This window comes from Streptomyces sp. NBC_01092, assembly GCF_045039535.1.
Taxonomy (GTDB): domain Bacteria; phylum Actinomycetota; class Actinomycetes; order Streptomycetales; family Streptomycetaceae; genus Streptomyces.
The window spans coordinates 10363789-10386777 of the sequence record NZ_CP108659.1 but is presented as its reverse complement, the minus strand read 5'-3'; the positions used below and the strand labels follow the sequence as shown (position 1 = coordinate 10386777).

At 73.3% G+C, this 22989-nt stretch carries 16 protein-coding genes and 2 pseudogenes; 9 read left to right on the top strand and 9 right to left on the bottom strand.

Features of this window, described 5'->3' with window-relative positions; all coding sequences use genetic code 11:
- Positions 1-22: 22 nt before the first annotated feature.
- Positions 23-682, bottom strand: a complete 660-nt coding sequence (locus OG254_RS46225) for a tetratricopeptide repeat protein (protein WP_405593775.1) — start codon at positions 680-682, stop codon at positions 23-25.
- A 43-nt stretch (positions 683-725) separates the two neighbouring features.
- On the bottom strand, positions 726-2786 hold the full coding sequence (locus OG254_RS46220; protein WP_405593773.1) for a GTP-binding protein: 2061 nt from the start codon (positions 2784-2786) through the stop codon (positions 726-728).
- Positions 2787-2996: 210 nt separating this feature from the next.
- Between OG254_RS46220 and OG254_RS46215 the strand changes: the two are divergent.
- The 3 genes and pseudogenes from OG254_RS46215 to OG254_RS46205 all read left to right on the top strand — a co-directional run.
- Positions 2997-4000, top strand: a pseudogene (locus OG254_RS46215) (vWA domain-containing protein); the annotation flags it as partial.
- A complete protein-coding gene (locus OG254_RS46210) occupies positions 3993-5093 on the top strand; it encodes an XdhC family protein (protein WP_405593771.1) in 1101 nt (366 codons plus the stop codon). The pseudogene OG254_RS46215 and the gene OG254_RS46210, both read left to right, overlap by 8 nt.
- A gap of 19 nt (positions 5094-5112) precedes the next feature.
- Positions 5113-5721, top strand: a complete 609-nt coding sequence (locus tag OG254_RS46205) for an SRPBCC family protein (RefSeq protein ID WP_405593769.1) — start codon at positions 5113-5115, stop codon at positions 5719-5721.
- A gap of 167 nt (positions 5722-5888) precedes the next feature.
- On the opposite strand, the gene OG254_RS46200 is transcribed toward OG254_RS46205, so the two are convergent.
- Positions 5889-6392 (bottom strand): metallophosphoesterase family protein, encoded by a 504-nt coding sequence (locus OG254_RS46200; protein ID WP_405593767.1) that lies wholly within the window; start codon positions 6390-6392, stop codon positions 5889-5891.
- A gap of 145 nt (positions 6393-6537) precedes the next feature.
- On the opposite strand from OG254_RS46200, the gene OG254_RS46195 reads away from it, so the two are divergent.
- Both OG254_RS46195 and rfbC read left to right on the top strand, forming a co-directional pair.
- A complete protein-coding gene (locus tag OG254_RS46195; RefSeq protein WP_405593765.1) occupies positions 6538-8472 on the top strand; it encodes a glycosyltransferase family 2 protein in 1935 nt (644 codons plus the stop codon).
- Positions 8473-8476: 4 nt separating this feature from the next.
- Positions 8477-9073, top strand: a complete 597-nt coding sequence (gene rfbC / locus OG254_RS46190) for a dTDP-4-dehydrorhamnose 3,5-epimerase (protein WP_405593763.1) — start codon at positions 8477-8479, stop codon at positions 9071-9073.
- A gap of 41 nt (positions 9074-9114) precedes the next feature.
- Here the strand turns inward: rfbC and OG254_RS46185 are convergent, their stop codons facing one another.
- The 5 genes from OG254_RS46185 to OG254_RS46165 form a co-directional block, all read right to left on the bottom strand.
- The gene (locus OG254_RS46185) at positions 9115-9918 is read right to left on the bottom strand and encodes a class I SAM-dependent methyltransferase (RefSeq protein ID WP_405593762.1); all 804 of its coding nucleotides are present in this window, start codon (positions 9916-9918) and stop codon (positions 9115-9117) included.
- Positions 9905-10786, bottom strand: a complete 882-nt coding sequence (gene rfbD / locus OG254_RS46180; RefSeq protein ID WP_405593761.1) for a dTDP-4-dehydrorhamnose reductase — start codon at positions 10784-10786, stop codon at positions 9905-9907. Before rfbD ends, OG254_RS46185 begins: the two co-directional genes overlap by 14 nt.
- Complete coding sequence (rfbB, locus tag OG254_RS46175; RefSeq protein WP_405593760.1) at positions 10783-11772, bottom strand: dTDP-glucose 4,6-dehydratase; 990 nt, start codon at positions 11770-11772, stop codon at positions 10783-10785. The genes rfbD and rfbB overlap by 4 nt, the downstream gene beginning before the upstream one ends.
- Positions 11769-12836: a glucose-1-phosphate thymidylyltransferase gene (locus OG254_RS46170; RefSeq protein ID WP_405593759.1), complete on the bottom strand. Its 1068-nt coding sequence runs from the start codon at positions 12834-12836 to the stop codon at positions 11769-11771. Before OG254_RS46170 ends, rfbB begins: the two co-directional genes overlap by 4 nt.
- 94 nt (positions 12837-12930) lie before the next feature.
- The gene (locus OG254_RS46165) at positions 12931-15387 is read right to left on the bottom strand and encodes a SpoIIE family protein phosphatase (protein ID WP_405593758.1); all 2457 of its coding nucleotides are present in this window, start codon (positions 15385-15387) and stop codon (positions 12931-12933) included.
- A gap of 188 nt (positions 15388-15575) precedes the next feature.
- Here OG254_RS46165 and lanKC point away from each other — a divergent pair, with 188 nt between their 5' ends.
- The 4 genes from lanKC (at position 15576) to OG254_RS46145 (ending at position 22340) form a co-directional block, all read left to right on the top strand.
- Positions 15576-18209: a class III lanthionine synthetase LanKC gene (gene lanKC, locus OG254_RS46160; protein WP_405593757.1), complete on the top strand. Its 2634-nt coding sequence runs from the start codon at positions 15576-15578 to the stop codon at positions 18207-18209.
- Between the two features lie 43 nt (positions 18210-18252).
- On the top strand, positions 18253-18363 hold the full coding sequence (locus tag OG254_RS46155) for a SapB/AmfS family lanthipeptide (RefSeq protein ID WP_351194895.1): 111 nt from the start codon (positions 18253-18255) through the stop codon (positions 18361-18363).
- A gap of 156 nt (positions 18364-18519) precedes the next feature.
- A complete protein-coding gene (locus OG254_RS46150) occupies positions 18520-20253 on the top strand; it encodes an ABC transporter ATP-binding protein (protein WP_405593755.1) in 1734 nt (577 codons plus the stop codon).
- On the top strand, positions 20250-22340 hold the full coding sequence (locus tag OG254_RS46145) for an ATP-binding cassette domain-containing protein (protein WP_405593754.1): 2091 nt from the start codon (positions 20250-20252) through the stop codon (positions 22338-22340). The genes OG254_RS46150 and OG254_RS46145 overlap by 4 nt, the downstream gene beginning before the upstream one ends.
- Here OG254_RS46145 and OG254_RS46140 read toward each other — a convergent pair.
- Positions 22263-22769: pseudogene (locus tag OG254_RS46140) on the bottom strand (LuxR C-terminal-related transcriptional regulator); the annotation flags it as partial. The gene OG254_RS46145 and the pseudogene OG254_RS46140 overlap by 78 nt on opposite strands.
- Between the last annotated feature and the right edge of the window lie 220 nt (positions 22770-22989).

Here is a 22989-nt window from a genome sequence, read left to right as displayed (position 1 = left end):
AGACTCGGCCTGCACCCCGGTCTCATCCGCCGTCGGACAGCCCCAGGTGCTCACGCGCCTCGGCCACCCACCGCAGGACGCCTTCCGCACCGGCCTTCCCGGCCGCGTCCGCCGCCTCCCGGAGCAGTTCCGCGGCCTCCTCGCGTCGGTCCGTCTGGGCCGCGAGATGGGCGAGCCCGATGAGATTGGCGGCCACCCCGGGCAGGAAACCGAGCTCGCGGCGCAGCCGGGTGGACTCCTCCAGTCGGTCGCGTGCCGCGTCGAGCCGTCCGGCCATGTGGTCCGCGATGCCGAGGTGGCGAAGGGCGTAGGACATGGTCAGCCGGTCGTCGGCGCGGGTGGCGAGGTCGAGGGAGCGGGCGAAGGCGGGCAGGGCGCTCTCGGTGTCGTCGCGGACCACCTGATGGAAGGCGCCGACCCAGAACAGCGCCTCTCCCTCACCGCGCACGTCACCGAGTTCCCCGTACAGCCGCGCGGCCCGCTCGAAGAGCTCCAGCTCCCGCGCGTCCTCGGCCCGCTCCACCAGGAACCGGGCGTGGACGATCCTGCCTCGGGCCAGGGCGAGATCCGCCTCGAGCGTGTCCAGCTCTCGGTCGGCCGTCGCCAGTGCGTCACTGTCACCGCCGAACACCGCGCGTTCGTAGAGGAGTTGGGCCTGCTCGATCCGTGTGTCCGCAGTCATGCGGCGATCGTACGAACCTCGCCCGCGCCGTCCCACCGACTTTTCAGGCGCCGACCCTGCGGGTCAGGTTCAACAGGTACTCCTTCCGGTTCAGCGGGTTGAGGTCGGTGCGCCGGCGTTGCGGGCGCGTGCCGCGCGGGGCGGGTGCGTAGTGGTCGAAGGCGCCCTCCAGCTCGCCCTCGCCGCGGGTCAGGCCGGGCAGCTGCTGCTCCAGCTCGTGCACGTGAGCCGCGGGCACCGATCCCTCCAGAACGCAGGAGGCGCCGCGTGTCTCCGTGGTCTGCGGCACCGCGCGCAGCCTGGCGAACACCGGCAGCAGGGCCGCCAGGGTGTCGGTCGGGGCCTCGATGCGGAAGCGGTGCAGGGGCTCGTACACCTGCGTGCCCGCCCGGCGCAGCGCCTCGATCAGGACCAGCGGGGTCACGCCCCGGAAGTCGTAGCCGGTGCTGGACATGCTCTTGTCGAAGCCCTGGTGGGCATGGCTCTGGCGGGGCGAGTAGCCGGAGTGGGTCATGGTGACCCTGCAGTCGGGGACCTGCCAGCCGTGCAGGCCCTGGCCGAGGGTCTCGCGAACGGTGTCCTCGACGGCCTTGAAGAAGGCGTACGGCATGGAGCCCAGCTCCACCTCCAGGCGGAACTCCACGCCGGACCCGGCCGGCGCCGGCTCGACGCGCAGTCCGACCGTCGCGAGGAACGGGTTGCCGTCCTTCTTGTTGAACTCGACCGCCCCGCCCGAGCCGACCGGCCGCTCGATGCACAGCGGTGTCGTCTCGCGGAAGGTGACGTCGAGGCCGAAGTCGTCGGCGAGGGTGGCCTGGATGACCTCCTTCTGCACCTCGCCGTAGAGGGACACGAAGGTCTCCTGGCGTACCTCGTCGTGGCGCAGGTCGATCAGCGGGTCCTGCTCGGCCAGGCGGGTGAGGGCGCGGTGCAGGGCCCTGCGGTCCACGCCGTCGGACGGGGCGACGATCGTCTCCAGGGTCGGCGGGGCGAAGAAGTGCCCGTACGACTTGCGGGGTTCGCCGATCGTGTCGCCGATCCTGATGTCGGCCAGGCCCCACAACTTGGCGATGCGGCCGGCGGCGACGGCATCGCCCCGCATATCCGTCCCCTGCTCGAAGACGCTGATCGCGGTGATACGGCCCTCGGCGCGGGAGTCCCCGGGATCGCCCTGGGCACGGGAGTCCCCGAACTCGCCCTGGGCGCGGGAGTCGCCGAGCTCGCCGGCGCCGCCCATCTCCCCGGCGGCGCCGAAGCGGATCCGGTCGCGGGTGCGCAGCGTCCCCGAGAACATCCGCGCGTAGGCGACCTTCTCCCCCGCCGGGCCCCGCTCCACCTTGAAGACGGTCCCCGACACCGGCTCCTCGGCGTCGCCGTCCGCGGCGGGCAGCAGTTCCTTGATGCCGTCGATCAGCGCCTCGACGCCCGCGCCGGTGACGGCGGAGCCGAAGTACACGGGGTGGACCAGCGCCTGCCGCGACTGGTCGGCCAGGGCGGCGCGCAGGGCGCCGCGGGAGACCGTGTCCTCGATGTACGCCGTCAGCAGCTCGTCGTCGTGGTCGGCGAGGACGTCGAGTGCCGACGGTGCGAGGCCGGGGACGAAGCGGGCGTCGCGGGTGCCGAGGGCGTCGGCCGTGCCCATCGGCACGACTGCCGCCGTCAGCCGTTCGGACACGGCTCGCAGGACGGCGTCGTAGCGCGCCCCGCGTCGGTCGATCTTGTTGACGAAGACGAGGGTCGGGATGCGCAGCCGTTGCAGCGTGCGCATCAGCACCCGCGTCTGCGGCTGGACGCCCTCGACGGCCGAGACGACCAGCACGGCGCCGTCGAGGACGCCGAGCACCCGCTCCACCTCGGCGATGAAGTCCGGGTGGCCGGGAGTGTCGATGAGGTTGACCGTCACGTCGTCCAGCGCGAAGGAGACGACGGCGGACTTGATGGTGATGCCGCGCCGGCGCTCCAGCGCGAGCGAGTCGGTCTGGGTGTTCCCGGCGTCGACGCTGCCGATCTCGTCGATCACACCGGCCGAGTGCAGCAGGCGCTCGGTCAGGCTGGTCTTACCGGCGTCGACATGGGCGAGGATCCCGAGGTTGAGCAAATGCACGAAGCGTCATGTCCTTCGATGAGGGGGTGATTCCTTCCTGGGGGGGACATGAACGCAGTGCGCATCGGGGCTCCTCTGAGCGTGACGAAGGGACCCGTGCAGTGCAGCAGGGCCCGCCCCGCGCAGGCAATGGATTAATGCTCAACGAACGCTGCCGTATGACTCGCCGCCTCACTGCGGCAGGCCTGGGTGATCCTGTCGGCGGTGGACGTCCTGCGGCCGGGGATACGGGCGGACGTGTACTGGGCGGGGCGCCTGACGCTGTGCGGGGACCGGGACGACCTGGAGCGCTACGAGCGGGTGTTCGCCGCGTACTTCGGTGACGGTTCGCGCCCCGGTCGGCCGGTGTCCGCTCCTCCCCCGCCTCGGCTGCGGCTGGTCGTCAGCGGCGGCGCCGGCTCCGCCACCCGTGCCGAGCGCGAGCAGAAGGCGCCGCCGGTGGCCTCCCTCGCCGGCGCTGCGGAGGTCCTGCGCCACCGTGATGTCGCCGGCCTGGACGCCGCCGAGCGGGAGCAGGTGCGCCGGCTGCTGGCGGCGTTCGCGCTGCGCGGCCAGGCACGGCGCTCCGCGCGCCGGACTCCGGCCGGGCGCGGCGAGGTCGATCCGCGCCGGACGGTGCGGGAGCTGCTGCGGCGCGGCGGGGAGCCCGCGCGCCTGCGCCGGCACGCACGGTCCGAGCGGCCCCGCCGGGTCGTGCTGCTCGTGGATGTGAGCGGCTCCATGTCGCCGTACTCGGAGGCGCTCCTGCGCTTCGCGCACGCGGCCGCCCGAGGCAGCCGTACGGAGGTGTTCACGATCGGCACCCGGCTGACCCGGGTGACCCGTGAGCTGGGGCACCGGGACCCGGACCTGGCGATGGCCGCGGTCGCGGCGGCGGTGCCCGACTGGCGCGGGGGTACCCGGCTGGGGGAGCTGCTGCGGGCGTTCCTGGACCGCTGGGGGCAGCGCGGCATGGCGCGCGGTGCGATCGTGGTCTTGCTGTCCGACGGCTGGGAGCGTGGTGATCCGGAACTGCTCGCGGACCAGATGCGCCGCCTGCACCGGCTGGCGCACGGGTGATCTGGGCCAATCCGCGCAAGGCCCGCCCGGGCTACGCGCCCCTGGCGGCCGGGATGGCGGCGGCCCTGCCGAGCGTGGACGCCTTCGTCGAAGGGCACAGCCTGGCCGCCCTGGAGCGGCTGGCGGCGGTGGTGAGAGGAGCGGACGATGCGTGAGATTCTCCCGGTGATCAGCCCCTGGTACGCGGCCCGGGTGCCGTTCGGACTCGCCACCGTGGTCGCCACCAGCCGCAGCGCCCCGCGCGACCCCGGGGCCGCGATGGCGGTGGGCCCGGACGACGAGGTCGTGGGCAGTGTGTCCGGCGGCTGTGTCGAGGGAGCCGTCTTCGAGCTCGCGCAGGAGGTCGTGGCGAGCGGTGAGGCGCGGCTGGAGACCTTCGGGTACAGCGACGAGGACGCGTTCGCGGTGGGGCTCACCTGCGGCGGTGAGATCACCTTGCTGGTACGTCCCGTGACGCCCGCCTCGGATCCGTCCTTCGGCGAGGTCGCCGAGTCGGTCGCGGCGGGCCGCCCGGTGACCGTGGCGACGGTGACCGACGGACCGGCGCCGCGCGGAGCGACGCTGGCGGTGTGGCAGGACCGGGTCGCCGGCACGCTCGGCACGCCCGGCCTGGACGTGGCGGTCACCGCCGACGCACGCGGCGAACTCGCCCTGGGCGCCACGGGGCTCCGGCACTACGGACCGCACGGGGAGCGCCGCGAGGACGCGGTCAGCGTCTTCCTGCACTCCTTCGCACCGCCGCCGCGCATGCTGGTCTTCGGCGCGATCGACTACGCGGCCTCGGTCGCCCGCATCGGCGACTTCCTCGGCTACCGGGTCACGGTGTGCGACGCCCGCCCGGTCTTCGCCACGCCGAAGCGCTTCCCGGCGGGCGTCGAGGTGATCGTGGACTGGCCGCACCGCTATCTGAGCGGCACGGACACCGACGAGCGCACGGTGATCTGCGTGCTCACCCACGACCCGAAGTTCGACGTCCCCCTGCTGGAGGAGGCGCTGCGGCGTCCGGCGGCGTACATCGGGGCGATGGGCAGCCGCCGTACGCACGACGACCGGATGAAGCGGCTGGCCGAAGCCGGGCTCGACGAGGGCGAGTTGGCCCGGCTGCGCTCCCCGGTCGGGCTCGATCTCGGGGCCCGTACGCCCGAGGAGGTCGCCGTGTCCGTCGCCGCCGAGATCGTCGCCCTGCGGTGGGGCGGCACCGGCGCGCCGCTCACGGCCACGGCGGGCGCCATCCATCCATCGTCGTAGCAGCCGGTTGGAGGAAGTCATGGAGCCGCACCACGAGTTCACCGTCCCCGTCCCGGTCGACGAGGCCTGGCGCACGCTCCTCGACATCGAGCGTGTCGCGCCCTGCATGCCCGGGGCGAGCGTCGAGGAGTACGACGGCAAGACCGTCACCGGTGCGGTGAAGGTCAAGGTGGGTCCGATCACCGTGACGTACAAGGGCACCGCCGTCTTCGAGGACCAGGACGAGACGGCGCACCGCATGGTGCTCGTCGCGAGTGGCCGGGAGACGCACGGCCAGGGCACCGCACGGGCCACGATGACCGGCACGCTCAGCGAGCACGACGACGGTACGGCCGTGTCGGTGCGCACCGATCTGACGGTGACCGGACGTCCGGCGCAGTTCGGGCGCGGGGTGATGGCCGAGGTGGGCGACCGGCTGGTCGGGCAGTTCGCCGCGTGCCTGTCGGAGCGGCTGGCCGAGCCCGCGGTCGGTGCGGCGGCGGTGGGTGAGGACGAGCCGCAGGAGCCGCTCGACCTGCTCCGCACGGCCGGAGTGCCGGTGGTGAAGCGTGCGGGGGCCCTGGTGGCGGTGGTGCTGGGGGTGCTGGTGGTGGCACGGCTGCGGCGGTGGCGGGCCGGACGGAAGTGACCGCCATCAGAGTGTGTAGAACGGGCGAGAGCGGGTAGTCGCGCCACAACGGAGACTTACTTGTCTCCGGGAAATAGCCTCTGAGCGGGAAGGAGGTCCATGACAGCGCATAAGCAGCGCCCGGGCCGCTTCCCACGCGCGGAGCGGCCCGGTCTTGTGCGCCGCCCTCAGTGCCGCTGAGGCAGCCGGTGCAGCGCCACCTCCCCCAGCGAGCCCTCCTCCACGGTCGCGGTCATGTACGTGCAGTGGGGCTGTCGGCGGCGGTCCGTCGGGGAGCCGGGATTGAGCAGGCGCAGACCTGACGGGGCGGTCGTGTCCCAGGGGATGTGGCTGTGCCCGAAGACCAGGACGTCCAGGTCGGGAAAGCGGGCCGCGCAGCGCGTCTCGCGCCCCTGGGCGGACCCGGTCTCATGGACGACGCCGAAAAGCAGGCCGCCGAGTTCGGCGTACGCCACCTCGGGGAGCCGGGCGCGCAGGGCCGGGCCGTCGTTGTTGCCGTAGACCCCGACGAGGCGGGCGCAGCGGCTCTCCAGCAGGTCGAGTGTGGCCGTGTCGACCCAGTCCCCCGCGTGGAACACGACGTCGGCGCGCGGGAGTTCGGCGAGCAGCGCCTCGGGGAGGGCCTTGGCGCGCTTGGGCAGGTGGGTGTCGGACATCAGCAGCAGGCGCACCCCGTCAGGCTACCCAGGGACAAGATCACCGTGCGGGACCGCCGTGGTTGAGCGGTGGACAAAACCGGTGACACAGTTAGGATCTGGCCACGAGCACCGTAATCTGACGTAAACGCACAGCGACCCCTAGGGGGCTCGGACCCGGATGCCGGTCAAGGTCAGCGTCGTCGTCCCCGTGTACAACCCGGGGGTCTACATCGAGGACTGCATCACCTCGCTGCTCGCACAGTCGCTGCCGCCCGACGCCTACGAAGTGATCTTCGTCGACGACGGCTCCACCGACGACACGCCGGCCCGGCTCGACGCGGTCGCCGCCGCGGAGCCCCGGGTGACCGTGGTGCACCAGGAGAACTCGGGCTGGTCGGGCAGGCCGCGCAACGTCGGTATCGCCGCCGCCCGGGGCGAGTACGTGATGTTCGTCGACAACGACGACTACCTCGGCGACGAGGCCCTGAAGCGGATGTACGACTACGGCGTGGCCAACGGCGCCGATGTCGTGGTCGGCAAGATGGCCGGCAAGGGCCGCGGGGTTCCGGTGGAGCTGTTCCGGCGCAACCACCCGCGGGCCACCGTCGAGAACGCGCCACTGATCGACAGCCTCACCCCGCACAAGATGTTCCGGCGCGCCTTCCTCGACGACATCGGGCTGCGCTTCCCCGAGGGCCGGCGGCGCCTGGAGGACCACGTCTTCGTCACGGAGGCGTATCTGCGCGCCGCCAATGTCTCGGTGCTCGGCGACTACGTCTGCTACTACCACGTCCGGCGCGACGACGCCTCGAACGCCGGATTCCAGCGCTTCGACCCGGGCGGCTACTTCAAGAACCTCCGGGAGGCCCTGGACGTCGTCGAGCGGTACACCGAGCCGGGGCCCCTGCGTGACCGGCTCTTCCGGCGCTGGCTGCGGGTGGAGATGGTCGAGCGGATGCGCGCGCGGCGGCTGCTCGCGCTTCCGGCGGACTATCGCCGGGAGCTGTTCGAGGAGATGCACCAGGTCGTCGTGGAGCGTTTCGGGCCCGGTGTCGCGGCCGGGCTGCAGCCGACGCAGCAGGTCGTCGCCGCGCTGATCGCCGCCGGCTGGTACGACGATGTCGAGGCGTTCGCCGAGTGGGAGGCCGGTATCGCCCTCACGGCCGTACCCGAGGGTGTGGCCTGGGAGAACGGCACGCTGCGGGTCGCCTTCAGCGCGGAGTACACGTCCGCCGCCGAGCCGATGACCTTCGCCGCCGGCGCGGCGCCCGCGCCGCTCGACGGCCCGCCCGAGGACCTGGCCGCCGCCATCGCCTGGGTGGGCGCCGACACCGCCGCCCGGTTCGACCGGGCCACCGCGGATCTGCTGGTGCGCGAGCGGGCCAGTGCCGCCCAGTACTTCCAGCCGGTGGAGTTCACCCGCCAGGAGGTGCCGGCCGGGGACGACGGCCGGGTCCGGCTGGTGCTGCGCGCGACCGCCGCCGTCGACCCCGCCACCCTCACCCGCGCCGGCGTGTGGGACGCGCTCGTCCGCGTCAGGCTGGGCGGCTGGACCAAGGAGTGCCGGCTCGGCCCGGCCCCGCGAAGTGCCCGCCCCCACCCGTCCGCCGCCCTGGCCGGCGATCACGTCGTCCTGCCGTACTGGACCTCACCGCACGCGCATCTCGCCCTGGACGTCGACCGTACGACCGGCCGCCTCGGACTGGGCACCCTCACCCCGGACGACGTGACGACGGCAGGCGGCCGGCTCCGGTTGCCGCTCCCGCTCCACGTCCCCCGCGACGGCACCGAGGTCTCCCTGCGCCTCACCTCCTCCCACGGCACCCACGAGGTGCCTGCCGGGCTCACCCCACAGGTGTCCGGCGCGCTGCTGGAGGCGGAGCTGCCGCTCGGTGACCTCAGAGGGGCGACCTGGCGGGTGGCGCTCGGCGTGCCGGGTCCGCGCTTCCTCGCACTGCCGTTCGCGCTGCGCGCCGGCGTCGGTGGGGTGCATGCCGTGCGGGCCCCCGGCCCCAGTGCGCTACGGCGACTGGTCCGCAGGGCCCGTCGCGGGCTCGGCACGGTGGTGGGCCGGACGGCGACCCGGCTGCGGGCCCGGGCCGGCAGGAGGTGACGGCATGCGCTCTCTCGGCATCGAAGGCGCATGGGCTCTGGAGCCCAAGGTGTTCCCGGACGAGCGGGGCAGCTTCCACGAGTGGTACCGGAGCACGGAGTTCCGCGAGGCCACCGGCTACGACCTGGCCCTGGCCCAGGCCAACTGCTCGGTCTCCCGCCGGGGCGTCCTGCGCGGTGTGCACTTCTCCGACGTGCCGCCGGGACAGGCCAAGTACGTGACCTGTCTGCGCGGCGCCGTCCTCGACGTGGCGGTCGACCTCCGCGTCGGCTCACCCACCTTCGGCCGCTGGGAGGCGCTGCGCCTCGACGACGACGGCCACCACGCCCTGTTCCTCGCGGAGGGGCTCGGCCACGCCTTCATGGCCCTGACGGACGACGCCACAGTGGTCTACCTGTGCTCGACCGGGTACGCCCCGGAGCACGAACACGGGGTGGACCCGCTGGACCCCGAGCTGGGCATCGCCTGGCCGGAGCACATCGCACCGGTGCTCTCACAGAAGGACGCGCAGGCACCGTCGCTGGCGCAGGCGGAGCGGGCGGGGCTGTTGCCGACGTACGAGACCTGCACGGCGCACTACGACCGGCTGCGCGCCCCTTAGGGGGCGGGGCACGACGACACAACGCGGCACCACCAGAGCGCTCAGCTGCCGTCGGCGACCCGCTCGACCGCCGTGCGCAAGGGCTCCCAGCCGCGTGAGCGCCCCACCCTCAGAGATCGCGCCCTCGCAAGCGGCTTCCAGAACTTCGCCCCTAGCAACGCCTCCGGCGCCACCGCCCCCGCCCGGTCGAGGATCGTCTCGGGCACCTTCTGCGGATCGGGCACGTCGTACTCGGCGACGATCTCGTCGTACCGGTCACGCAGCACCGTATTGCGACGATCGGCCCCGAAGACGACGAGCTGCCCGGTGGGCTGCGTGTCGACGAGCACGGTGACCAGATCAGGGCGATGACGGCCGAGAATCTCGGCGATCTTGTACACGTCACCGGTCCACGCACCGGTGTGCCGGTCCCGGGCCGCCTCGTCGACGTTGCGCGGCAGCATGTCGTCGAAGACGATCACACTCGTCCAGTCCGAGTGCCGCTCGATGTTCATGAAGTCCCGCAGCGCGTACTCGAACAGGTGCATCCCGTCGATGAAGGACAGGTCGACGACGGTACGGCGCCAGTACGCGAACGGGCCGCGCCCCCGGCGCAGGTTGCGCAGCGGATGGCGGCCGCCCTTGAGGTGGATGAGCGGTTTGTCGCGGGCGAAGAAGTCGTCGCTGGTGGCCTTGACCAGGTGGACGTCGCAGCGGATCTCCGTGACGACCTTGAAGGCGGGGTCGACGGCGATGGTGGGGACGCGGGAGAGCCGGAGGCTGCGGCCGTCGTTGACACCGATCTCCAAGTAGTTGCGGTTGCCGCTGACCTTGTGCAGTTCCCTCAGGAACTCATGGCGTTTCACGAAGGGTCTCCTTGCGGATCCGGGGCAGTGCTTCGTGCAGGGCGGTGCGCCAGTCACGGGCCGGAGCCAGGCCGAGCCGCCGCCTGCGACCGTGCCCGAGGACGCTGTACGCGGGGCGTGGCGCGGGCCGGGGGAAGGCCGCACCGGTGACGGGGCGCACTCGGTCCGGGTCGGCGTCGAGGAGCCGGAACACCTCGCGGGCCAGGTCGTACCAGGTGGCCTCGCCGGAGTTGACGGCGTGCAGGACGCCGGTCGCGTCGCGGCCGACGCGGGGGCCGAGTTCGGCGAGGAACGCGGCGACGTCCGCGCTCCAAGTGGGCTGCCCGCGCTGGTCGTTCACGACGTCGACGGTGTCGAGGCGGCCCTCCAGCTCGATCATCGTGCGGACGAAGCTGTGGCCGTGGACGCCGTACAGCCAGGCCGTGCGCACCACCGCGCCGGCGGCCGGGAGTTCCTCCAGCACACCGCGCTCCCCCGCCAGTTTGGTACGGCCGTAGGCGGTGCGGGGGGCTGGTGGCGCGTCCTCGGCGTAAGGGGTGCGGGCGTCCCCGGCGAAGACGTAGTCGGTGGAGAGGTGGATGAGGCGGGCCCCGTGGGCGGCGCAGGCCCTGGCGAGGCGGCGTGGGCCGTCGCCGTTGACGCGCAGTGCGCGTGCCTCGTCCTGTTCGGCGTCGTCGACGGCCGTGTAGGCGGCGCAGTTGACGAGCAGGTCGGGGTGGTGGGCGGCGAAGGCGCGCTCGATGGATGCGGGGGCGGTGATGTCGAGGGCGGCATGGTCGAGGGCGGTCACCTGCTCGCCGCGGGCGCGCAGTTCGCCGACCAGGTCGTGGCCGAGCATGCCGCCCGCGCCGGTGACCAGCCACCTCATCCGTGCTCCTCACCGGCGCGCCGCTTGAGGGGCTCCCACCAGGCGCGGTGGTCGCGGTACCAGGCGACGGTGGCGGCGAGGCCCGCGGCGAAGTCGTGGCGGGGCCGGTAGCCGAGTTCGGTGCGGGCCTTGGTCCAGTCGACGGAGTAGCGCAGGTCGTGGCCCTTGCGGTCCTCGACGTGCCGCACTCGGTCCCAGTCTGAGCCGCAGGCCTGCAGCAGCAGGGCGGTGAGGTCCTTGTTGCTCAGTTCGGTGCCGCCGCCGATGTTGTAGATCTCGCCGGGGCGGCCCTTGGTGCGCACGAGTTCGACGCCGTGGCAGTGGTCGTCGACGTGCAGCCAGTCGCGGACGTTGAGGCCCTCGCCGTAGAGGGGGACGCGCTCGCCGTCGAGGAGGTTGGTGATGAACAGCGGGACGACCTTCTCGGGGAACTGGTGCGGGCCGTAGTTGTTGGAGCAGCGGGTGACCCGCACGTCGAGGCCGTGGGTGCGGTGGTAGGAGAGCGCGAGCAGGTCGGAGGAGGCCTTGGAGGCGGAGTACGGCGAGCTGGGCCGCAGGATGTCCTCCTCGGTGGACGAGCCCGTCTCGACGGAGCCGTAGACCTCGTCCGTGGAGATGTGCACGAAGGGTTCGACGCGGTAGCGCAGGGCCGCGTCCAGCAGGGTCTGGGTGCCGACGACGTTGGTGAGGACGAAGTCGCCGGCGCCCGCGATCGAACGGTCCACATGGGATTCCGCGGCGAAGTGCACCACCTGGTCGGCCTCGGCCATCAGCTTGTCGACCAGTTCGGCGTCCCGGATGTCCCCGCGCACGAACTCCAGCCGGGGGTGGCCGAGTTCGAGGTTGTCGAGGGTGCCGGCGTAGGTGAGCTTGTCCAGCACGGTGATCCGTGGCGCGTCGGGCGCGTCCGGTGCGTCGTGGGCGAGCAGGGTGCGGACGTAGGTCGAGCCGATGAAGCCGGCGGCGCCGGTGACGAGAAGGTTCATGAGTGGATCTGCACCTTGCTGTGGTCGCCGAGGACGAGGTGGTGGGCGCTGGGCAGGCTCGGCGCGGGGGTGACCTCCGCGTGCCGGCCGATCAGCGAGGACTCGATGCGGCCCACCCCGTGGATCGTGGAGTCCCGCAGCACGATGGAGAATTCCAGCTCGCTGTCGGTGACACGGCAGTTCTCCGCGACGGAGGTGAAGGGGCCGATGTAGGCGTCCTCGACGACGGTGCCGGCGCCGACCACGGCGGGGCCGACGATGCGCGAGTTGACGATGCGCGCCCCCTCCTCGACGACGACGCGTCCGACGGCCTCCGACGCCTCGTCGATCTCGCCGTCGATGCGGCGGGTGAGGCCCTCCAGGACGGTGCGGTTCACCTCCAGCATGTCGGCGACGTTCCCGGTGTCCTTCCAGTAGCCCTTGATGACGGTGCAGCGCACGTCGGCGCGGGAGTCGATCAGGTGCTGGATGGCGTGGGTGATCTCCAGCTCGCCGCGCCAGGACGGGGTGATGGAGCGGACCGCGTCATGGATGACCGGCGTGAACAGATAGACGCCGACCAGCGCGAGGTCGCTCTTGGGCCGTTCGGGTTTCTCCTCCAGGCCGACGACCTGGCCGGCGTCGTCGAGTTCGGCCACGCCGAAGGAGCGCGGGTCCTGCACCTGGGTCAGCAGGATCTGGGCGTCGGGGCGGTTGCCGCGGAACTCCTCGACGAGGTCGGCGATTCCGCCGACGATGAAGTTGTCGCCGAGGTACATCACGAAGTCGTCGTCACCGAGGTAGTCCCGGGCGATGAGCACGGCGTGCGCCAGCCCCAGCGGGCGTTCCTGGGGGATGTAGGTGATCTCCAGGCCGAACTTCGACCCGTCACCCACGGCGTCCTGGATCTCCGCGGCGGTGTCACCGACGATCACTCCGACGTCGGTGATGCCGGCCGCGGCGATGGATTCCAGCCCGTAGAAGAGCACGGGCTTGTTCGCCACCGGCACGAGCTGTTTGGCCGAAGTGTGCGTGATCGGCCTCAGGCGCGTACCGGCGCCACCGGACAGCACGAGAGCCTTCATCTGCTTCACCTTAGCCCCGATTCCGCCATTTTGACGGTCTCGGTTGGCTTGCACGTCACCCCCGAGCTGTCGGTTGTTCACCGGAATCCGGGCTTCAGTTGCTCAGGGCGATCTCGCTCCACACCTGTTTTCCGCCACTGACCGGCACCGTTCCCCACGTCACCGACATGGCCTCGACCAGGAGGATCCCGCGGCCGCCGGTGGCCTCCCAGCTCAAGCTCGTCGGTTTGACGGGTGAGCGCGGCGAGGCGTCGGCGACCGCGACGCGCAGCCGGTGGTTGACGAGGGTCAGATCGAGGCGGACACGGCCGTCCGTGTGCACGAGGGCGTTGGTGACGAGCTCGGAGACCACGAGCAGTACGGCGTCCCTGTCCGGCGGCGGCACGCCCCATTCGCGCAGGGTGCGGCGGGTGAAGCGGCGGGCGTGCCCGACGGCCTGCGGGACGCGCCAGACCGTCCAGCTCTCGCGCAGGGGGCGTACGGCCATGCCGTCGTAGCGCATCAGGAGCAGGGCGATGTCGTCGTTGCGGCGCGCGCCGATCAGCAGGGCGTCGGCGACGAGGCCGAGGTGGGCGGGGTCGGCGCGGGCGAGCTCACGGGCGAGACGGTCCATGCCGATGTCGATGTCGTCCTCGGCGGACTCGACGAGGCCGTCGGTGGTCAGGGCGATGACGGTGCCGGGCGCCAGCCGGAGCGGGCTCATCGGGAAGTCGGCCTGCCGCATCACGCCGAGCGGCGGGCCGCCCTCCGCCTCGGCGATCTCCGTCCCGCCGTCCGGCCGGCGCAGGACCGGCGGGAGGTGTCCGGCGCGCACGCACCAGGCGGAGCCCTCCTCCAGGTCGACGTCGACATAGCAGCAGGTGGCGAAGAGGTCGGTCTCCAGGTCCATCAGGAGGCGGTTGGCATGGTGGACGACGACGTCCGGGGGGTGTCCTTCGGCGGCGTAGGCGCGCAGCGCGGTGCGCATCTGCCCCATGAGGGTGGCGGCGGCAGCGCTGTGGCCCTGGACGTCTCCGATGACCAGGGCGACGTGGTTGTCGGACAGCGGGATCACGTCGTACCAGTCGCCGCCGACCTCCAGCCCGGCCGTGGTCGGCAGATAGCGGGCGACGGCCACGGCGCCGGGCAGCCGGGGCAGGCGGCGCGGCAGCAGCTGGCGCTGGAGCATGCCGACGAGCTCGTGCTCGGCGTCGAAGGCGTGGGCGCGCATCAGGGCCTGCCCGGCGAGGCCCGCGGAGGCGGTGAGCAGGGCGCGCTCGTCGGGGCCGAACTCGTGCGGGGTGTCCCAGCCGATGAGGCAGGCACCGGCCATCCGGCCCCCGGCGGGCAGCGGCAGGACGGCCAGCCCACCGGGTCCGACCTCGGCCAGGGCGGGCTCCAGCGGGCTGCCTGCGGGCCAGATCCGGGCGCGGCCCTCGCGCAGGGCGGCGGCGAGGGTGGGCATGGCGCGCACGGGCGCGTCCGGCCATTCGGTACGCCACTCCAGGCGCCACAGCGCGGGCCAGGACTCGGGTTCGGGCGGGTCGAGGACGGTGACGACGAGGCGGTCGTGCTCCAGCTCGGCGAGCGCGATGCGGTCGGCGCGCAGCGGCTTGCGCAGCGCGGTGACCACGGCGTGGCTGACGTCGCGGACGGTGCCGGCGGTGGCGAGGGCGGCGGCGAGGCGCTGGACGCGGGCCACGTCGGTGACCTCGGCGCGCAGGGTGGAGGCGTCGGCGACGGTGCCGACGAGGCGGGCGGGGTTGCCCTCGCCGCCCGGCACCAGGCGGCCGCGCAGCCTGAGCCACTTGGGCGGGCCGGTGGGCTGCAGGACGCGGAACTCCAGCTCGCGCTCGCCGATGGACATGTGGTCGGCCTCGACGACCGACATCAGCGACGGCAGGTCCTCGGGGACGGTCAGGCCCAGCAGGGTCTCGACCTTGCCGTCGAAGGCCTGCGGGCCGAGGCCGAACAGCCGCAGGATGTCGTCGCCGACCTCGACGCGGCCGGTGTCCATGGCGAGGCTGAAGGCGTTGACCGGCAGCTCACCCGCTTCGGCGGCGGCGGGCGCGGCGGGGTAGGCGACGGCCCCGGCGATCAGCTCCAGGCACCCGCGGTCCTCGGCGTCGAAGCCTCCCGGTCTCTCGCTCACGGCGAGGAGGCATCCGCCGCCCTCGTCGCCCTCGGCGGGCAGGACGGCCAGCGAGAAGTCACCGGACGGCGTCCGCCGTGACTCCGCGCGGTGGGCGAGCTGCTCGGGGCCGAGCCACAGGGCACGGCCGGTGCGCCGGGCGTCGGCGAGCGGGGAGCGCCCGGCGAGCGCGTACCCGTCGCGCAGTCCGTACAGGGTGCGGGGCACGCCGACGGACTCGACGAGGCAGAGCAGCTCGCCGTCCTCACTCGGTGTGTACACGGCGACGAAGGCCGCTCCGGCGAAGACGAGCGCCTGCTCCAGGACCCGCCGCAGCCGCTCGGGCGAGTCCTGATCGACAGTAAGCGCCTTCAGGGCCCGCTCGGCGCGCAGACTCCTGGTCCTGCGTCCCGCGGTGCCCTCAGTGACCACGTCCGCCATTACAGCGCTTATGAGCCCCCTGCGCAGCCCTTGTGAACGTTCTTGGACCCGTTGAACGCCGCGGCGCTCGAAAGGCGCCGAACATGTCTTTACGCATGCGTTCCGCACGGTGTTCTCGTGACAGGCGTGACTGTCCGTGGCCGCCGGCCCGCTGGAAGGCTCGGTGCCGGGCCTGCGGAGGGGGACGTATGGACAAGCGCTACGAGGTGTACGCGCTGGCGGACAGGCACTTCTACGAGACGCCGGACCGGCTGTCCACCGATGGGCAGCGAACCGCGCCGCTGTACGAGACGGCGCGGCGCGAGGTCCCCGAGGGGTGGACGTCGGCGCGGATCGGCGACTGGCTGACGCTGGCGCCGCTCGGTGCGGACGGCAGCCCGCTCCCGGACCGGGCCCAGGGCTGGAAGATCCATGTCTCGGCGACCCTCGCGAACGCCGAGCGGATCGCGCGGATCGTCCGGGACTACTGCGTGCCGCGGGCCGTGCCGTTCAAGTTCGTGCCGGGCCCGCACCTGCTGCACCTGCGCAACGCCAAGTACGCGGGCCGGGACTCCAGCGGCAAGTTCGTCACCGTCTACCCGGCCGACGAGGAGCAGCTGCACACGGTGCTGTGCGAGCTGGGCCGGCTGCTGGAGGGCTTCGAGGGGCCGTACATCCTGACCGACCTGCGCTGGGGCGAGGGTCCGCTGTACGTCCGGTACGGCGCCTTCGCGCGTCTGTTCGTCGTCGACGAGCATGGTGCGCTGGTGCCGGCGGTGCGGGACGGCGCGGGCACGCTGGTGCCCGACCGGCGGGCGCCGTCCTTCCAGGTGCCGCAGTGGGTGACGCTGCCCGCGTTCCTGGAGCCGCATCTGGCGGCCCGCAACACCACGACGGTGGGCGAACTGCCGTACCGCATCGAGAAGGCGCTGCACTTCTCCAACGGCGGCGGGGTGTACGTGGGCACGGACACGCGCGACGGACGCAAGGTCGTACTGAAGGAGGGCCGGCCGCACGCGGGCCTCGCCGCCGACGGTGCGGACGCCGTGGCCCGGCTGGAGCGGGAGAAGTACGCCCTGGAGCAGTTGGCGGGCACCGGGGTGGTGCCCGAGGTACGGGACTGGTTCCTGCTCGGCGACCACCGCTTCCTGGTCATGGACTTCGTCGAGGGGCGCACCCTCAACTCCTTCTTCGCCGAGCGCCACCCGCTGATCGGCCCGGATCCCGATCCGCGTGCCGTGGCCGACTACACGGCCTGGGGGCTGCGGATCCACCGGGCGGTCGAGCGGGCGGTGGAGGCGGTGCACGCGCGCGGGATCGTCTTCAACGACCTGCACGTCTTCAACATCATGGTCGCCCCCGACGAGGAGTCGGTGTCCCTGCTCGACTTCGAGGCGGCCGCGCCGGTCGGCGAGAACGGCCGCCAGGTCGTCGCCCACCCCGGCTTCCTGGCCCCGCCGGACCGCAGGGGCGTGGACGTCGACCGCTATGCGCTGGCCTGCCTGCGGCTGGCACTGTTCCTGCCCGTCACCACGCTGTTCGTGGTGGACCGCGACAAGGCCGCGCACCTGGCGGAGGTGATCGCGGACCGGTTCCCGGACGTGCCGGGGCGGTTCCTGGACGAAGCGGTCGCCGAGATCACCCGGGACGTGGCCGGGGCGCCGCAGCCGCCTCGGTCGGGCTCGGTCCCCGTGTCGTTCGTGGAGCCCGGCGACTGGCCCTACAGCCGCGACTCGATGGTCAAGGCGCTGCTCGCGTCGGCCACCCCGGAACGCGACGACCGGCTCTTTCCCGGCGACATCGGCCAGTTCTCCGACGGCGGCGGACTCGGCCTGGCCCATGGCGCGGCCGGTGTGCTGTACGCCCTGGCCGCGTCGGGCGCCGAGCGCTACGACGAGGGCGAGCGCTGGCTCCTGGACCACACGGACCCGCCGCCGACCGGCACGCCGCTGGGCCTGTACGACGGCCTCGCGGGCGTGACCCACGTCCTCGACCTGCTCGGCCACCGGCAGCGGGCCCTGGACCTGATCGACACGATCCTGCGCGAGCGGTGGCAGCGCCTCTCCTCGGACCTGCGCGGCGGGCTGGCCGGCCTGGGCCTGGTCCTCGACGAGCTGGCGCACACCACCGGCGAGCCGGAACTGGGCGCGCGGGCGGCCGAGGCCGCGGACATCCTCGTACGACGTCTCGCCGAACCGTCCCCGGAGGGGCACCGGCCTCGCGCCGGACTGCTGCGGGGGGCCAGCGGTCCCGCGCTGTTCCTGCTGCGGCGGTACGAGCGGACCGGTGAGCGCCGGCTGCTGGACGCGGCAGGCGAGGCACTGCGCCGGGACCTGGCGGCCTGCGTCGAGCAGAAGGGCGGCTCCCTGGAGGTCGACGAAGGCTGGCGGACCATGCCGTATCTGGGCGACGGCAGCGTGGGCGTGGGGATGGTCCTCGACGACTACCTCACCCACGCCGACGACGACACCGGCACCTTCGAGCGCGCCCGCGCGGGCATCCTCACCGCCGCCACCTCACGCTTCTACGCACAGCCCGGCCTGTTCCAGGGACGTGCCGGGATGATCCTCCACCTCAGCCGTACGACCACACCGGGAGCAGGCGCCGACCGGCTGGCCGCGCAGATCGCCGGGCTCGGCTGGTACGCGATGTCCTACCAGGGCCAACTGGCCTTCCCGGGGCACCAGATGATGCGGCTCTCCATGGATCTGGGCACCGGAACGGCCGGCTGTCTGCTCGCCCTGCGTGCCGCCCTCGGCAGCGACGCGGCGGGCGCGGCCCCGGCCCACCTGCCCTTCCTCCCGCCGCCACCGCGGCACCCGGAACGCGGCTCCGCGAACTGACGGAGCCGTGGCACAACCCCGTCCCCATGAGAAGGAGAACGACATGGCACTGCTCGACCTGCAGACGATGGAGACCGAGGAGCACACCGGCGGCGGCAGCATGCTCAGCCTGTTGCTGTGCGCCAGCCAGGCCAGCATCAGCCTCTGTCTCTGACCCTCGTGCAGTCGCGGCTCCGGGCGGTTCCCCTCCTGCGTGGAGGGGCCGCCCGGGGCTCATTTTCCGGAGCCCAGCGCTCATTTCCGGGGCCAGGGGCTCATTTCCCGGGGCCAGGGGCTCATTTCCCGGAGCAGGGAGCGAGGCCGCAGCCGTATGACGACCGCTGCCGATGACCCGTGCCGGGCGCTGCCGCGCTCGGCCACCCGGCACAGCAGTGCCCGCATCGCGGCCCTGTGCCTGGTGAGCACCGCCGCGACCGGAGCCGGGCTGCTCCTCCCCGCAGCACTCGGCCGTGCACTGGACCTGCTGCTCGCGGGGGCCCCGGCCACGGGCTGGGTGCTGTGCTGCGCCGCACTCGTGCTGACGCTCGCCCTGCTCGACGCCTGCCAGAGCCTTCTCGTCGGCACCGTGGACGCCCGCACCACGGCCTGGCTGCGGGGCCGGCTGACCGGGCACGTCCTGGCCGTGGGCCCGCGGGCCACCGACCGCTTCGGAGCCGGCGACCTGGTCGCGCGGCTCGTCGGCAACGCCGCGCAGGCCGGCACCGCTCCGGCCGCCCGTGCCGTGCTGCTCGCCGCGCTCACCGGCCCGGTCGGGGGCATCGTCGCCCTCGCCCTGATCGACCCCTGGCTCGCCGCAGCGTTCCTCGCCGGGGCACCGGTACTGGCCGTACTGCTGCGCACCTTCGCCCGTGACACCTCCCGGTGCGTGGCCCGGTACCAGCGCGAACAGGGCAGGATCGCGGCCGCGCTCGCCGAGGCCGTCGACGGTCACCGCACCATCGCGGCCGCGGGCACGGCGGACCGGGAGACGGCTCGGATCCTGCGTCCGCTGCCCGAACTCTCCCGTGCGGGGCACCGCATGTGGCAGGTACAGGGACGGGCCGCCGCGCAGGCGGTCACCGTCGCCCCGCTGCTGCAACTCGGCGTCGTCGCCGTCGCCGGCGTACTCCTCGCCCGCCACCGGCTGTCCGTCGGCGAGGTGCTCGCCGCCTCCCGCTACGCGGTCCTGGCGACCGGCGTCGGCATGCTGGTCGCACAGCTCGCGGGCGTGGCCCGGGCCCGGGCGGCGGCCGTTCGCCTCGGCGAGGTCGTCGCCGAGCCCGCTTCCGCCCACGGCAGGCGCCGACTGCCTCCCGGGCCCGGTCGGCTGGAGCTGCGCGGGGTGATCGCCCGGCGCGGCGGCACCGCCGTGCTGAACGGCGTCGACCTGGTCGTCCCCGGCGGGACCACCCTCGCCGTGGTCGGCCGCTCAGGTGCGGGCAAGTCGGTGCTCGCCGCTCTCGCCGGGCGACTGGCCGATCCGGACGGCGGCGAGATCCTGCTCGACGGCGTGCCCCTGAGCGAGCTGACCCACGACGAACTGCGGGGCGCCGTCGCCTACGCCTTCGAACGCCCCGTCCTGCTGGGCGGCACCGTCGAGGACGCGATCGGCCTCTCCCTCACGGCCCCCTCTCCCGCGCGCATCCGGCAGGCCGCCCACACCGCCCACGCGGACGACTTCGTCAGCCGCCTGCCACACGGATACGCCACCGCCCTGGCCGACGCCCCCCGCTCCGGCGGCGAGTCCCAACGCCTCGGTCTCGCGCGGGCGTTCGCCCACGGTGGCCGTCTGCTGATCCTCGACGACGCGCTGTCCAGCCTGGACACGGTGACGGAGGCCCGCATCACCGAAGCCCTGGCCGACGGCGGCTCGCCCGCCACCCGCCTCCTGATCGCCCACCGGGCGGCCACGGCCGCCCGAGCCGACACGGTGGCGTGGTTGGACGGCGGACGGGTGCGAGCGGTGGGGCGGCACGAGGAGCTGTGGGGGAACGCGGCGTACCGGGAGACGCTGGCGGGAACGCCGGGGGATGCCTCCGCGGCGGCGGATGAGGCGCACCGATGACCGGCCGGCTCTTCTCCCGTGGGCTGCGCCATCTGCGGGCCCGGTGGCGGGTTCTCGTGCGGCTCGGGCTGTGGTCGGTCCTGGAGACGGGGCAGAGCTTCCTCATCGGGTACGCCCCGGCCCGCGCCCTGGACGACGGGTTCCTCCAGGGGCGCACTGCGGCCGGGCTCGGGTGGCTCGGGGTCGCCGGGGTCGGGGTCGTGGTCGGCGCGTACGGGACGGCTCGGGTGTACGCGGCCGTCGCGGCGCTGGTCGAGCCGCTCAGGGACCGGCTCGTGCGGCGGGTCGTGGAGCGCGGGGTGCGTGAGGCGGACCGGGGAGCGCTGTCCGGGCTCACCCAGCAGGTGGAGATCGCGCGGGACACCTTCGCGGGGCTGGTGATGGTCTCGCGGTCGTTCGTGTTCAGTGCCGTCGGCGCGCTTGCGGGCCTGTTCTCGCTCGCCCCGTTGCTGCTGCTCGTCGTCCTGCCGCCGCTCGCCGCGGGGGTCGGCCTGTTCGCGGCGACGCTGCGCCCGCTGTCCCGCCGGCAGGAGACGTTCCTCGCCGCCGACGAGGCCCTGGCGGACCGCCTCGGCGCCGTCTGCCCGGGGCTGCGGGACATCAGGGCCTCCGGTGCGGAGGAACGGACCGCTGTGGACGTGGGGCTCCTGGTGGAGGCCGAGCGGCGTGCCGCCCGCTCCCTCGCCCGGTTCGGCGTCGTACGGGTGGCCGCCCTCGCCCTCGGCGGACAGCTCCCGATCGTGCTGCTGCTCGCCGCCGCCCCCTGGCTCCTCCACCGGGGCGTGACGACGGGCGCCCTGGTCGGCGCCCTCTCGTACGTCACCCAGTCCCTCCTCCCGGCCCTGCACAACCTGGTCCACGGCCTGGGCACGAGCGGCTCACGCCTGGCGGTGGTGCTGCGGCGGCTGGCGCCGGAGGGCGTCGCCGACAGTGTGGCGGGGCGTCGTGGCGGGCGCCGCGTGTCCGGCATGACGCCCCGGCGACGCCGGCCGCGCGCGGGAGCCACGCAACACGACCGCCAGGGGCGGGGACGGTACGCCCCGGACCCACAGCAGGCGCCCGGTCCGGTCGGCGACCGGAGCCGACCCCGATCCGACCCGCCCTGCGACCGCGGCGCCGACCCGTTGGCGGCCGGGGCCCCCGAACCACTGCCCCAGCACCCCCACTCGCCGGGGCCACCCACGCATCGCCCGCGCGCCACCGCACCCCCAGCCCTCGCCCTCTCCCGCGTCACCTTCGCCTACAGCCCCACCGCGGTCCCCGTGATCGACGATCTCGACCTGACTCTCCCGCCCGGCTCCCACCTGGCCGTCGTCGGGCCGAGCGGCATCGGGAAGTCGACGCTGACCGCGTTGGTCGCCGGGCTGCTGGAGCCGCGGTGCGGGACGATCCGGGTGGGTGGACGCGCCGCGGTGGGGCCGGGCTCGGTGGCGCGGCGGGTGCTCATTCCGCAGGAGGCGTACGTGTTCACCGGCAGCCTCTCGGAGAACCTCACCCACCTTCGGCCGGACCCCGTCCCACAGGCGGAGCTGCTCGCGGCAGCCGAGGCGGTCGGCCTCCTGGAGCTGCTCGACGCGCTGGGCGGCCCCGAGGGCCACGTGGATCCCGCGGCCCTGTCCGCCGGCCAGCGGCAGTTGATCGCGCTGACCCGGGCCTACTTGTCGCACGCCCGGCTGGCGCTGCTCGACGAGGCGACCTGTCATCTCGATCCGGCGGCCGAGGAACGCGCGGAACGCGCCTTCGCGGCCCGCCCCGGCGCCGCCCTGGTCGTCGTCGCCCACCGCATCACCTCGGCGAGCCGGGCCGACCGGGTCCTGATGATGGACGGCCGCGAGACGGCGTACGGCACGCATGACGAGCTCGTCCGGTGCTCGGCGCGCTACCGCGAGCTCGTCGGCGCCTGGACCCCCGTACCGCGCGAGCGGTCAGAGCCATCCCTCGCCCTGCGAGATCCGGATGGCGTCGATGCGGTTGCGGGCCCCGGTCTTGCGGGTGATGGCCGCCATGTAGTTGCGCACGGTCCCGTTGGACAGGTGCAGGCTCCCCGCGATCTCCGCGACGGACGCGCCCTCGGCGGCGAGGGATAACACGCTGAGCTCCCGTCGGGTCAGCGGCATCTCGGCGGCCTTGAGGAACCCGAAGCCGAGCGAGTCGTCGACGAAACGTTCCCCCTCGGCGACCCGGCGTATGGCGCGCACCAGGTTGTCCGGCGAGCCCTCCTTGTCGACGTAGCCGATCGCCCCCGCCTCCAGCGCGCGCCTGAGCAGCCCCGGCCGCTTCGCACTGGCGAGCACGAGAAGGTGCGGTGGTGTCCGGCCGGGTTCCCGTGCGCGCAGCTCACCGAGTGGCGGGATGCCGTACGTGTCCGAGTACTCCAGGTCCGCCGCGCACACGTCCGGGCGCACCGATCGCACACGTGCCAAGGCGCTGCGCCAGGGGGCGTCGTAGACCCCCAGGCCAGGTTCTCCGCGCAGCCACTCGGCCAGCACCGATCGCACCAGACACGCGTCGTGCACCACAAGGACCCGGATCACTGCCGCCCCTCCAGCTCGCCGTTCGCCGCATTCGTCGCTTCATGGTGTTGAGCGCGTGCCCCATTGTTGGCGTTTGCGACCGTCTGCGGGCGCGAAGAACCGGCCATCAGGGTGCGCGGGGGCGCACGTACGGCGCCCGCACGCCGTGCCGCGCATCGACTGTGGGGGCATGGGCGCACGGGCAAGGGGTACGCGCGGGTCT